General features: G+C 45.2%; 7 protein-coding genes. 1 reads left to right on the top strand and 6 read right to left on the bottom strand.

Annotated elements, in window-relative coordinates:
- Positions 1-22 precede the first annotated feature (22 nt).
- The 6 genes from greA to rsmA form a co-directional block, all read right to left on the bottom strand.
- The gene (gene greA, locus I5M27_RS06255) at positions 23-496 is read right to left on the bottom strand and encodes a transcription elongation factor GreA (protein ID WP_200505323.1); all 474 of its coding nucleotides are present in this window, start codon (positions 494-496) and stop codon (positions 23-25) included.
- A gap of 89 nt (positions 497-585) precedes the next feature.
- On the bottom strand, positions 586-1,641 hold the full coding sequence (locus tag I5M27_RS06250) for a PorV/PorQ family protein (protein ID WP_200505322.1): 1,056 nt from the start codon (positions 1,639-1,641) through the stop codon (positions 586-588).
- A 19-nt stretch (positions 1,642-1,660) separates the two neighbouring features.
- Positions 1,661-5,812 carry a T9SS type A sorting domain-containing protein gene (locus I5M27_RS06245; RefSeq protein ID WP_200505321.1) on the bottom strand — a complete coding sequence of 1,384 codons (4,152 nt, stop codon included), beginning with the start codon at positions 5,810-5,812 and terminating at the stop codon, positions 1,661-1,663.
- A 50-nt stretch (positions 5,813-5,862) separates the two neighbouring features.
- Positions 5,863-9,600: a TonB-dependent receptor gene (locus I5M27_RS06240; RefSeq protein ID WP_200505320.1), complete on the bottom strand. Its 3,738-nt coding sequence runs from the start codon at positions 9,598-9,600 to the stop codon at positions 5,863-5,865.
- A gap of 107 nt (positions 9,601-9,707) precedes the next feature.
- Complete coding sequence (locus I5M27_RS06235; protein ID WP_200505319.1) at positions 9,708-10,661, bottom strand: NAD(P)-dependent oxidoreductase; 954 nt, start codon at positions 10,659-10,661, stop codon at positions 9,708-9,710.
- A 176-nt stretch (positions 10,662-10,837) separates the two neighbouring features.
- Complete coding sequence (gene rsmA / locus I5M27_RS06230; RefSeq protein ID WP_200505318.1) at positions 10,838-11,635, bottom strand: 16S rRNA (adenine(1518)-N(6)/adenine(1519)-N(6))-dimethyltransferase RsmA; 798 nt, start codon at positions 11,633-11,635, stop codon at positions 10,838-10,840.
- A gap of 565 nt (positions 11,636-12,200) precedes the next feature.
- On the opposite strand from rsmA, the gene I5M27_RS06225 reads away from it, so the two are divergent.
- A complete protein-coding gene (locus tag I5M27_RS06225; RefSeq protein ID WP_200505317.1) occupies positions 12,201-13,643 on the top strand; it encodes a leucyl aminopeptidase family protein in 1,443 nt (480 codons plus the stop codon).
- The last annotated feature ends 206 nt before the right edge of the window (positions 13,644-13,849 follow it).

Below are 13,849 nucleotides of genomic sequence, written 5' to 3'. Positions count from 1 at the left end.
TACCGTTTAGATTAGAATAGGATTAACGCGAAATTTCCAGAATCTCGAAACGCAGCTTTCCGGCCGGAACCGTGATCTCAGCCACATCACCTACTTCTTTACCCAGCAAACCCTTGCCTATCGGCGACTTTACCGAAATACGGCCGGTTGCCAGATTTGCTTCCTCTTCCGAAACCAGGGTGTAATCCAACACCATGTTGTTGTTCAGGTTCTTGATCTTCACTTTAGAAAGGATCAGGGCCTTGCTCAGGTCCAGGTTCGAATCATCTATTAACCGGGCATTGCCGATTACTTCTTCCAGTTTCGCAATTTTCAGTTCCAGGTGACCCTGCGCATCTTTAGCTGCATCATATTCGGCATTTTCACTTAAATCACCTTTATCACGCGCTTCAGCAAGTTGCTTCGCTATGTCAGACCGGCCTTTTACTTTCAGTTCAGCCAGTTCATCTTTTAGTTTCTGCAGTCCTTCCGGGGTGTAATAAGAAACATTTGCCATTACTTTATCTTTTTTTAATCGGGTTTAAAAACAAAAGAACGGTTATGCCTGCGCTAACCGTTCTTTTGTAAAGGTAGTAAAATTTTAAATTATAAACCTACTTTTATTCCTACACTGTGTGTTCCGCTCCAAGGGTTAGAAGAACGGAAAGAATAATCCAAAGCAACGTTTTTATCTAAGTCAGCGCCGAAAGGCAACTGAACGCTGGCGCCGGCAGTAGGGCCATTGTGCGCAAAATTACGGCTGTCACCGAAAATACCTTTCTGGTAATCGAAACCGGCACGCACCATAAATTTCTCGGTAAAGGCATATTCTGCACCAACCTGGAACTGGTCATTGCTGGCCGTGTTCGAAACAAAGTTACCGGCCAGGGTAAGGCGGCTTTCTTCATTCATGTTGAAGTCATAAGCCAAACCAATGTTCAGCAAAGCAGGCAGTTCGAAAGAAGCAGAACGCTGCTCCAATGCCTGAACCACCGTACCGTTCTGCACAATACCGCGGTAAGCAAGACCATCGCCGGAGAAAGTCATCTCCGGACCAACGTTCCGTAAGCTAACGCCAATGTGAAGGTTATCTTTTGCCAGTTCACCTTTACCAATAGAAGTTACATATTGTACCCCACCATCGAAAGCGATACCGGAAGCACTAGCATCCGGAACAGACTCGCTGATAACGCGAACCGTGATACCACCCTGAATACTGTTGGAAAACTTCTTGGAGTAACCCAAAGCCAGGTTAATAACCGAAACATTGAAATTAATATCCTGATCCGGCGCATTCTCGGTAGTCTGCTTAAAAGTACCCATGTCCATAGACATCAGCGAAAGCCCTAATACACCGCCATTTTCACCAAGTTGCTGGCCAATACCCAAAGCATTGATATTAATATCGGTACCGGTTAACCATTTAGTGCTGGTAAACAATATTTCGGTTCCCGTAATACCGGATAAGCCACCAATATTCTGGTTCATAGATTCTACCCCCCGGATCCGGGCAGTATTAGAGCTGGCCATACCCGAACTGCGGGCCCACGGATTGATCTGCAATTCCGTAGCACCTACCTGCCCTCTTTTTTGATCATTACCGGCGAGCGCAGTGCCCGCCAGTAATGATGCAAAAACCATACATATAACTGATTTTTTCATTTTTATTCTCCGCAATTAATTAAAACGACTCAAGATCTATTGGTCTCATAATACCGAACCATTTCACCACTTTGCTGCCAATATTGCCAGCATCCACATGAATGATATACACACCCGAAGCGATCGGTAAGTTATTATCATTTTTCAGGTTCCAGTCTAAGAAGGTCTTAGAATCGTCTTTGTTATAAGTTCTAACCAATGTACCGTTCACTGTATAGATCGCAATCTTACACTTGCGCGGCAGGTTGGTGATCTTCACAGTATTATCAAGCTGACGCTGTTCGTACTGTGAGTAAGCATAGTAAGGGTTAGGAACTACGCGGATCAGGTCAAGACCACTTTTCGCAATGCTGGTCTGTTCTACCTGCGGCACCAGGCTATTGGTAGAGAAAGTGTACTCAGGGTTAAAGTTACCTTTATAAGCAGTAGGCTTGTTATCGTTCGTCACGTTATAATTTTCATCTGTTGTATAAGATGTAAAGTAACGATTCACCCGAAGCTTAACCCGGACATCGCTGGCCAGTTTGGTAGCACCTTTCGCCAACCGCGGATAACCTACCCACATTGCATTAGTGAATATCAGGTTCTGCGTAGCAGCCTGGAATTGGGCAGCCTGGTTAGGGAAACGGGTAATTGTCTGGTCGAAATCTCTGGCAAGCTGTGCACCTTCATCGTAACGGGTTGTCATTACGTAAACAAAGTTTCTACCGCCATCTTCATCCGAAGTAGGATCCCAGATCAGATCGCTGCCTTTACCATCCTGCGTGGCAAATTCCGAGAACATCATGTTCAGACGGATGCCGCGGTCCAGATCAACAGCATATCCCGGGAACCAGCCCATGCCGGTAGGGCTTGGTGCATTTGGATCTTCATTGCCGTTTACATCTACCGATTTAGCAGTGCTACCTTTCTTGGTCAGTTCAAAAGCAGAACTTAAACCTGAATTACCTTGCAACACTACTACACGAGTCCATTTAGATTTATCGCTGGTGTAAACAATATCCACATTCTGAAGATCAGAGATTTTGCGGTTACTGGCACTTGCTCCGCTATAGGCTGGTCCAAAAGGCAAGGTAGCAGTTGCACCATATGGCGCCCATGTACCGTTTAATACATTCAGGTACACATAGTTAGGATCAATTCCATCAAGATCAGAAGAAGTAGTATTCGTCTTCTTGTTCAACAACCAAGGGCGCATACCCGCAGTAGAACCATTCATAACGCCTTCCAACCATCTAGGGGCCGCAGAAAACGTTATAGAAGATCCCTGATAACCATTCAATGAATTAGCATTAACCAGGTAGCCTGGGTTTGTTGCATGCTTAAATTCGATCGAAACACCATATTCAGGAACCAATTGTTCGTTGAAAATACTAACCGGCTTGTCAGCATATACCCAATCAGTATTTGGTTTCTTAATTTTCCACAGGTCATTTTGCACGTATTCGTACGCTACTGCAGTAAAATTAGAATTCAAAGAACGGAACGGTCTGGTTTCAGTTTTATAACCAAAGAACACTACAGTCTGATTCGGAGCAGTACCGGTCAGTTTGTTTTCGTTGATCTCAACGGTGAATCTTCCGTTCAGGTGGTCATTCAGCATTTCGATATCCAGCGTTACCAGCGAATCGCCGGCAGCAGCTGTAGAATCCCGAAGAGGTTCAACACCTACAATTCTGCGTACAATAGCACGGCCCGGAACCTGTGGATATGAAACCGTATTCGGGAAGTTAGTAGCGTCATAAGCATCCGGGCGGTTAAAGTTACCGGTTGCCAGGATCGTATCGTTCAGGTTCAGTTTACCGGATGCAGTAGACTTCTTATAAACCAGGCGGCTGGATAATTTCACGGTAAAATCACCACCTACAACTTTCTTAGGATCGTAAACTTTTACTGCGAAAGGTGCATTGCCACCTTTGTAAGTAATCTTTTGTTTGTGGTTGGCACGAACAATTTCCTGCTCATCCTCTGGCATGATCTCCAGTACATTACCACCATTACCGGTACCAAAAATGCGGGTAATACCAGCAGCAGTTCCGTAAGCCGAAGTCAGTAAAGTACCACCATTTTCAACCTGTGGTTTGTGCGGAATACCAGTGCCAGATGCAGTAACGCGGCCTTCCAGATACTTATCATTCTTATTAACCGGGTCACCGTTATAAGCATAAGCTACAACCATGAAATGGTAAGACTTGAAGTTCACGATCCGGTCGTTTCCGGTAGCAAACTGATCAGTAGTAATATTAATGGTATGGAACAGACCATTATCGGCGCCACGCACTTTCAATACACTCTTGAAATCATTAATATCAGCATCAAATTCACGGTTAACAATCTCAGTTACGCCGTTTTTCAGATCAGCCTGGGCCACTAAACGGGCACGGTCCGGGTTGCTCAATTCAGAAGAAGTAACCGTAGGATCTTTCAGCTGATAAACTTTGTATCCTTCAAAGCGATAAAAAGCATCTTTAGCGCCGTTAGTTTCCAGGGTTTGGTTTTTCTCAAAATAAGTTTCCGTAGTTACCTTATCATCGTTGGAAGTAAGGAAAGTCTGTGGAATCAAGGTTAAAATTAATTGCTGATCTAACTCGGCAATTTCCAGTTTAGGCGCGTTCGGACCTTGCGGTAACTTAAAATCGTTATCAAAAAGGCTTTGTGCAATATCATCGGCGTTTTTCAGGAGACCCAAAGAACCTTTGGCACCACCAGAGTTGGCACGGGCCCAAACTACCCCGATGGTAAGTTCGTTAACAGCGCCTTGCTTCAGCGTGAATGGACCGGCTGATTGCAGGAAGCGACGGTCAGCTGGCGTATTAGAGCTTTGGCCGGTTGCCTGGGTTTTATTTTCAGACCATTCAAAATCCGGTTTTCTAGGGTTGCTGAAACCTAAACCTTTAGGGTCGGTATCGTCAGAGAACATAAACTTATAAGGCTGAGCAGATTGGTTTGTACCATCGCCGCCAAAAGTAATCTGCTTACCATCTCTCCAGATCGCCTGCAGGTAGTTGTAGAAATCAGAGGCTCTTTGTGGGTTACCGTTAGTCGGGTTATTGTCGTTGTTGTAATAGATAAAGCTCGACATGATAATTTTTTCATCAGCTTCGTCTATAGTTCCATCGCGGTCATTATCTATCCCATCATTTGGGTCTGCGGCAGGTCCCTGAAAGAAGTCCACACCAATTGCCGGCGGATTCAGGCCGTAGCCGTTTGCACCTTCATCATCGTTGTCACCGTTATAGCAGATACCTAAACCACGGCCTACGTCGCAACCTACAAAGTCATCATTATAGAAACCTAAGTCCGGGTCAACCCACTGGCCCAGGTACGTATTATTTAACTGATTCTGACCTTTATTTATCAGCTTCTGCTTATAAAAGGTCATGTTGTTGATCAGGTTGTTGGTTTGGAAAGCAAATGCCAAAACCTGTAACTCCAAACCAATGGTGCTCGATTGCGGTACTTTTACGTTACCTGCATCGTTCATTACCCACCAGATACCCTGGTCACCCCGGAAATCAGGATAATCGCCATCAAACGGGTTATACTCATCTGCCGGGCCGCCAACGTTAATGAACGGCGCCAGGTCATGATTCATATCCGTATTTTTTATAAACGGATTTTTCTTTGCCGGCCAGTCTTTTATTGCTTTTGGCAACTTCGTTTCATCACGGTCAGCATAAAAGCCTTTACCAAAATCGTCCCGGAATTTATCTACTACGGCTTTATCAATTTTAGCGTGGTAATTCCAGATCGCACAATCTTCTTTGGCAACGTTACCGGTATTATCCAGTGGTCCAGGCCAGTAACCAACATCGGCAGGCGAACCCTGGCGGTAAGTCTGGGCAGCCAGATAAAGGTTATTCTGCGGATCTTTACCCCCGATCCAGACAGCACCGGCAAAAAGCGAGTGTTTCTTCGGTAAGTTCGGATCGTCTACTCTAGGTACTTCATAACGTGGGTCGGATAGGTTCCACCACATATCGCCGCCGTTCAGCACCATGGCCCGAACGTTGTTTATATCCAGGGAGGAATTTGACGAGCTGGTAAGACAAGCCGCCGTAATTTTATTATTTCCCCCGCCGTTTTTCTTGCCTCCGGCGTTTGCTGGTACATCAACCCGTGCCCGTGCTGATACGTTCAGCGCGCAGCCAAGGCTTAATGCCAGCAGCATTCCAGATAGTTGTTTATTACGCATATATCTCAGATATAAAAATTACAGAATTAGAAAGAAATTACACAGCCGATCTGGGCACGGCGTGGTAGAGAATAATTCGATGGATTGCTTGCATCATTATCACCGTTCAGTAAGCGGATCGTATACAGATCGATCAGTGCCTGATTTGCTTCGCTGCCAAAGCGCTCACGGTAAGTATCCAGATATCCATCATCAGATGCAGAGCCGGTGTATTTATAAACATTCAGCACATTCATTGTGTTGAATAAGTTTTGAACACGGAAATAAACGTTCAGCGTTTTCACAAAAGATTTTCCGTCTTCACTGCCTTTAATATTAAAGTCTTTATCCAGACGCAGACCTACCCGGAAGTTGGCTGGTAAGTTCGAGCCGTTCAGGCTTCCTTCCAGTACCGGACGGCCAATAGCATTGATAAAGTTAGTAATGTTAGCCTGGCGTGAGTATGGGGTGCCGGATGCGGCATTCAGGTTAACATTAAGACCTACATTCTGGAATATTTTTTTGTCAAACAATACCGGACCTTCGTTGTCCTTAAAGCGGAAATCGAAGTTCACTTTGAAGTTGTGACGCTGATCAAAATCCAAAGGAATAGGCGTACGCAGGTTTGGCTGGCCCTGGCTTACCAGGTTGTAACCAGACGTTGCGCTCGAACCCGTACCTTTTGCAAACTGCAGGGTATAGCTGGCGTTTAATGCAATGTTTCTGGTTCTTCTCAGGTCGTATTCCAGAGTCATACCTTTCACTACCCCAAAATCGAGGTTACTGAAAGTAATATAATCCTGCGGATAAGCACCGGTGTATTTGCGGAAAGAGATCTGGTCGCGGTTCTCAGAATAGAAAGCTGAAATCGTTAAGCCTGATGAACGCGTTAAACGTTGCTCAAAACCTACTTCGTAGTCAATTTTCTTCTGTGGTTTCAGATCCGGGTTGTTAATTTCGTTTCGGTCGTTGATAGAACCAAGCAGGAAGTAATAATCGCTTGGCAGGGTACCGTTACGTTCCGGACGCTGTGAAGTAATGTCGTAGTGGGCAAAGAATAGAGCATCTTCCGAGATCGGGAAAGAGAATGAAATACGCGGCATAATTACAAACTGCGGCACATAATCTTTAAATGCTTTAACGGATAAACGACGGTCAGGTAAATATTCGGAGCCTACTGTTCCTTGCAGCGCAGGATCGAACAGCGGGAAAGTACCGTTCTTCTGAATTTCTGCTAAGTTATCAGTCGGGGTACCGTTCACATCGTAAAACACATCCCCTTTGCGGTAACCTACAATACCGAAGCTGGAAGCAGTAGTCTGATCCTGCTGGAAATCAGCAGAGTTCTTATTTACATAAACTACGTAGTCGTCGCCAATATTAGAAGGAATGGTGTATGGATTAGACTCGCCTTCCAGAGCAGCAAAACGCAGGCTGCGAACATCACCGGCTTTCAGGGTTTCTACTAATGTAAACGGATCTTTCAACACTTTCTGGTTTGCATCAAAACGGTCTACCCGTACACCTGCACGCAGGGTCAGGTCTTCGATCTGGAATTTATCTTCGATGAAAGCAGCCGTATAGATCGGGCGAACAGCATCCTGCGGACGGTTTGCAATGTCAGAGAAGTAATCGTTGAAAGCTACTTTTTTAGTGGAGCGTTTACCATCATAAGTAAAGCCCTGGTAGCTAACTAAACCTGGCGTGATCAGTTCATCGGCAGAGAACATGCTGGTTGAAAGATCTTCCGGACTTACTGCATCTATATTAATAGGCTGGTTAGCAGCAAGGCCTAATTTTTTACGCAGGTTCTGCGAGAAAGTGCTTTGGTTTGTATTTGGGCTGTAGCCGAAATCAATATAGGTTTGCTCCACGCCAAATTCATCTTCGCGGGTTGTAACCACATAGTTGTTTTTGTCAAGGCCGTTCATATCGGTACTTAACAAACCGCGGCTCCAGTTCCATAAACCACTGGCATTTACGCCGTAGTTCGTTTCAACGCGTTGCTCGAATTCGAAACCAAGTTTAAAAGTATGTTTACCCCACTCTGCAGAACCCAAAGCAGATAAACGGAACTGATCGTTGTTCAACAACTGGTAGGTTGAGAACATTGTACCAGGATTGGAATACATTGAATAAACGGAACCAGGGTTCTGTCCATTCAATAAACCGCCCAGCATCTGAAGTTCGATCAGGTTAGAGATTGGATCGCCGGCACTAGCGCGGTCAGAGATGATCTGATCGGTATAGGCTGCCGTAACCGGGTTTGTGTTTGCGTCTCTGGTGAAACCTACCTTGGTGCTGATGTCACCAAGGTCAACCATAGCATCTCTATATACGGTAGTAGTAGTATCGTTCGGATCGTTTGGATTAGTTCTTACGCGAACTGTTCCCGGAGCAAAGAAAGCTTCAACGCTCTGGTCGAATTTACCGATGTAACCGTAACGCCAGATATCATCTTTCAGACGCTTGTTCTGGATTACGCGGTCATACTTAGAGTAATCGGCCTGGATCTGGTAGTAAGCATTTTTCAACGGATTGGCAGAAGAATCGCCAAGGGCATCTTTAAAGTTCTGCGTAAAACGCAGGTAAGTCATCCAGTTATTAATACGCTGCTCCGGGTTGTTGTCAGAGTTATAAACCGAGTATGCTCTCTGATAAAGGTCGCGACGTGAATGGTTGATGTTACCGCCAAAGCTGAACATCATATTTTCTTTCGGCTGGAATTCGAAAGAAGTGTTAACAGTAATACTGTTATTCTTTACGTTCGGACGCAGCTTGCCTTTTTCAAAATCATTAAGCGTTAAAGTCTGCGCTGCATAAGTATAACCACCCTGCGGATCGGCTACCAGTGGCGTTTTCTCCAGACGCGTTTTTACATCATCTTTTAAAGTATATACACCCTGAGCAGATGGGTTATCGTCGCGGGAGCCCTGATACTGACCGGCTAAAAAGAAACCAAGAATGGTGCGGTTTTTGGTAAAGTCTGTAGTATCGGCGCTTTTCTTCTGCAGGATCGGGCCGGTAAGGTTAAAGCTTACCAGATTGTTATGGTATTTATCGAATGGGGTTGAAGTTTCTGCTTCAACACCGCCCATAAATTTGCTTGAAGGAGCTGTAGTTGTAATGTTTACCACACCACCGGTTTGGTCACCGTATTGTGCCGGCACACCACCAGAAATTACCGTCATCTGGGAAATGGCGCTGGTTGGCAGGTTTGGCGCTACAATCTGCTTTACCCCGTTTACATAATAAGCTGTACCAGATGGACGCTGCCCTTTGATGCTAACCGCTTTGCCGTCGTCGGTAGAACCAACGTTGGAAGCCGTTTGTACCAGGGTGGTTACTTCGCGGGTAGAAACTTTCATAATCTGCTCTTTGGTCAGGGTCTGGCCAACTTTTTCAGGACCGATGATCGGAACTTCGTAAGCAGTGATCTCAACTTCGTTCAGTTGCTGCACGTTTTGAGAAAGCTCAATGTTGAGGCTGGTAGTTTTATCTACCGTTACCTCTACCCCGTTAATAACTCTGGTTATGTAACCAACGTTTGGTACTTCAACGGTATAAGCACCCGGAGTAAGCGGAGAAATTGAGTAAAAACCGTTGATGTCAGTCTGGCCGTAGCCTTTCTGCGCACCATTCAGCTTTACCACAACGTTCCCGAAAGGAATCGGCTCGCGGGTTGTTTTGTCAATCAGCTTTCCGGCCAGTTTACCCGTTTGGGCGAGTGCCGCCCCATACGTAAAACCTAAGAAAGCGAACAGTAGTAAAAGTTTTCGCATCATACTGGGTTAAAAAAAAGAATGAAATTATTGGTAGTGGGTATAATTCAAAGCATTAAAGATACACGTTAAAAAAATAACTAGCAAAAACTTAAACCTTTTTTTCTTGATCAGCGTAGGCCATCATCCTGATACTGAAGCGTTTTTATCTTTTGCACCAAAATTTCATTAATTTTCTGATATGACTGGTGGGTCCAGCCGGCAATATGCGGGGTAAGGATCACGTTAGGGGCCTTGGCCAGAAAACCGAAATTTTCCTTTTGCTGCGCGTTCAGGGTGCTAAGCTTTTCATTCTCAAGCACGTCTAAGGCAGCGCCTTTTAAATTTCCGGCTTTTAACCCCCCTACCAGGGCCGAATAATCCATTATTTCCCCCCTGGCCGTGCTCAGCACCCACACGTTTTTGCTAAAACTTCCAAAAAAAGCAGCGTTAGCAAAATGGTAGTTTTCGGGCGTGTAGGGAATGTGAAAACTCACTACATCGGCCTGTTCAAAAATTTCGGAGAGGGAAACCCGCTCCGCATTTTCGTCGAAAGTGGCATCGGGGGCAATATCGTTGGCAATTACCCGGCAATTGAATCCCGACAAACAACGCGCGAACACTTTCCCCATGTTGCCGTAGCCAATTATGCCGATCGTTTTACCAAAGATCTCTTCGCCCCGGTTCGCCTCCCGGTGCCAGTCCAGGTTTCTTACTTCCTTGTCGGCTTTCGCAATGTTCCGGAACAATGCGAGCAACAAACCTACCGTAAACTCCCCTACTGCATCGCGATTGCCTTCGGGGGCATTTACCAGCTGAATGTTGCGCCGTTTGAGCGCGTCTTCATCGATGTTGTCTACGCCGGCGCCGGCGCGGGCCACAATCTGCAGGTCTTCGGCTTCCGAAAGAAGTTCTTCCGAAATGTGAAGCTTGCTGCGGACCATCAACACCCGGAAGCCTTTCAGCGCTGCTTTTACCTCCCCGGGTTTAATTTCCGGGCGGTATGAAACATGGAAACCGGCTTCTTCCAGCAAATCGATTATACTGGGATGCATCAGGTCGACAATGAGGCAATTCGGTTTCATGTTTGGGCAAGCGCGCAGGTTTAAGCAAAAAGTCTTTTTCCGGCAGATGAAAATTTGTTTGGTTAAGAATTCACACCTTTATATATAGTGCAAATTAAAGATTCAGAAAATGCTATGGTTTTTGGCAGCAAAACCCTACCGTTTTCCGGCCTTCAGGTATATGACAAGACGAATGCTTAATTCGCTGCTTGGGATTTAAAATTTTCTATAATTTTTGTCAATTCTATAAAATCGGCCACCGAAAGTTGCTCCGCTCTTTTATCAAAAACAGGCAAAGCGCTTATTTCAGGCGATAAATTATAGGTTTTCAGGCAATTTCTTAAGGTTTTGCGGCGGGTAGAAAAACTTTGCTTTACCACTTCAAAAAACAAACTTTCGGAGCAGGGCAGTTCTTTCACCTCGTTACGCACCAGGCTGATCACGGCCGATTTTACTTTCGGCGGCGGGTTGAATACGTTTTCGTGGACCGTGAAATTGTAGGTGATGTGGTAATAGGCCTGTAAAAGCACGCTTAAAATGCCGTACGTTTTGGAGCCCGGAGGCGCAGCAATGCGCTCGGCCACTTCTTTCTGCAGCATGCCAACCACTTCCAGCACCTGGTTTTTATGCTTGAGCACTTTAAAAAAGATCTGGCTCGAAATGTTGTAAGGAAAGTTGCCGATGATGGAGAATTTGCCCGGAAAATATTTTTCAAAATCGAGCTTCAGAAAGTCAGCCGATAAGATGCGGTCTTCCAGCTCCGGAAAATGGTGTTGCAAATACGCAATTGATTCTTTATCAATATCAATTACCGTGGTTTTATATTCCGGATGCTGCAACAAATATTGTGTAAGCACGCCCATTCCAGGCCCAACTTCCAGCACATCTTTTATGCCGTCGGGAAGCGTGAGCTGGTCTACAATTTTCTGGGCAATATTGAGGTCGGTAAGAAAATGCTGACCGAGGTGTTTCTTGGGGCTTACTTTTTTGTCCAAAAACGGTATCGTTTTAAGGCTGAAAACTCATTTTATCTGCTTCAAAACTACGATTATTTTATGAAATATTTTAAAAGGTAAACCCGGTAGCCTGAAATTTTACTAAACATAATTTCCAAACCCTTGCTTTCAGACAAAATATCATGAAACAAATTTTCTATTACTTAACATAATTTTCAAACTATTAGCATTAATCTCTTTAGTTAATCGATATTAAGAATTGTAAGTCTTTAAAAACGCTATGATTTCAGGCCTGAAAAGTCGGAATATTAAACCTGGATAGAAATCCCGTTAACGGAAGTCAGCGGAATTCACCCAGGCGAACCTTTCCTTTTGCGGAAGACTAAGACAAACGTGAACGGCGGACTTTGATTCTGAAAATTCTCTAATTGATTGCGCCAAACTTCGATTCTGAAAATTATGAGCCCGGAAATTCTCTTGTAAACTTGAAAATCCGGAAAATCCGGCTCCTGAAAACGAAAAAAGTATGAAGTCTTAAGGCTAAACCTTATGTCTGAAAAAGCAATTTGCTATATTGCACGCCGAACTTAACTGTTTTACCAAGATGCCAACGCAATTAAAATATACCGCTTCCGTACCGGACAACACCGATATTGTTTACATTATTCAGCCAACTGAACTTGGTTCGGTGCCGAAGCTGAGCGATGCGGAGAAAAATTTCGCGCAAAGCCAGCTCGATTCCAAAGGCAAAATGATCTTCATTAACCGCTATACTTATAAAATTTACATTGTAGCGGTACCGGAAAAGAAAACCATGGCAGGTTACCAGGAAGAATTGCGCATGGCGGGCCACGGTTTGCTGAAAGTTTTAAAAGCTGATAAAGTAAAAAACATTGCCATTTCCGACCTTACCGCTTCCAACGCGGCGCGTTTTGTGGCGGTGGGCATTTTCCTGACAAATTACGAATTCCTGAAATACAAATCGGAAGCTAAACCTTCGGCTTTAGAAAGCATTATTATTACCGGCGAAGAGTATTCTGAAACCGAAATTACCGGCCTGAACCACGTTCTGAACAGCGTGTTCCTGGCGCGCAACCTGGTAAACGAACCGCACAATTTCCAGAGCGCAGAGAATTTAGCCGAAGAGTTTGTAAAGATCGGCGAAGAAGCTGGTTTCCAGACCGAAGTATTGGAAATGACGCAGATCCAAAGCCTGAAAATGGGCGGATTACTGAGCGTGAACCAGGGCAGCATCGACCCTCCTACTTTCACCATTATGGAGTGGAAACCGGAAAATGCGCAGAACGAAAAACCGATCATGCTGGTAGGTAAAGGTGTGGTTTATGATACCGGCGGCCTGAGCTTAAAACCAACTCCAAACTCCATGGATCTGATGAAATCGGATATGGCTGGCGCAGCTGCTGTTGTCGGAATTATGAATGCCGTTGCCAAAACCAATTTGCCGCTACACATTGTGGCCCTGGTACCGGCAACCGATAACCGCCCGGGTGGCCGTGCCTATGCGCCTGGCGACGTAATTACGATGCACAACGGCAAAACCGTAGAAGTTTTAAATACCGACGCCGAAGGCCGTTTGATTCTGGCCGACGCCCTAAGTTTTGCTGCAAAATACGACCCGGAACTGGTAATTGACATGGCAACCTTAACCGGTGCCGCCGTGCGGGCGATCGGGAAAGAAGCCATTGCCATGATGGGAACGGCCAGCGAAGAAGTAAAAACCCAGCTGAAAATCGCCGGTGAACATACTTACGAACGCCTGATCGAATTCCCGCTTTGGGATGAATACGGCAAACACATCGAGTCGGATATTGCTGATATCAAAAACATTGGCATGGCCGAAGCCGGTCATATATCGGCCGGAAAATTCCTGGAACATTTTACTACGTATCCTTGGATCCACCTAGATATTGCCGGCACCGCTTTCTTAACCGCGCCTGATTCATACCGCGGAAAACACGCCACCGGTTCGGCCGTGCGTTTGATCTACGATTTCCTGGCGGCCAAAGTAAAAAGCAAAAAAGCATAATTTATTTCTGAAGACCTGCCAGGTTTCCAAAACTTGGCAGGTTTGAGATTACCCGAAAACCTGCTGAAAAAACGCTAGGGTTTCGGGCTGAAAAACTCGTGGCAACATACTTTTCAGCTAAAATTCAGAACATTTTCTGAGAAAAAATCCTGATTCCTGTGTCCTGATACTTATGTCTGAAAAGCTTTTGCCACCAAAACTGCACT

Origin of the sequence: Adhaeribacter terrigena (genome assembly GCF_016623615.1) — a bacterium.
In the GTDB taxonomy this organism is placed as follows: domain Bacteria; phylum Bacteroidota; class Bacteroidia; order Cytophagales; family Hymenobacteraceae; genus Adhaeribacter_A; species Adhaeribacter_A terrigena.
The sequence above is the reverse complement of the archived record's forward strand: the minus strand, read 5'-3'. Positions and strand labels throughout refer to the sequence as shown.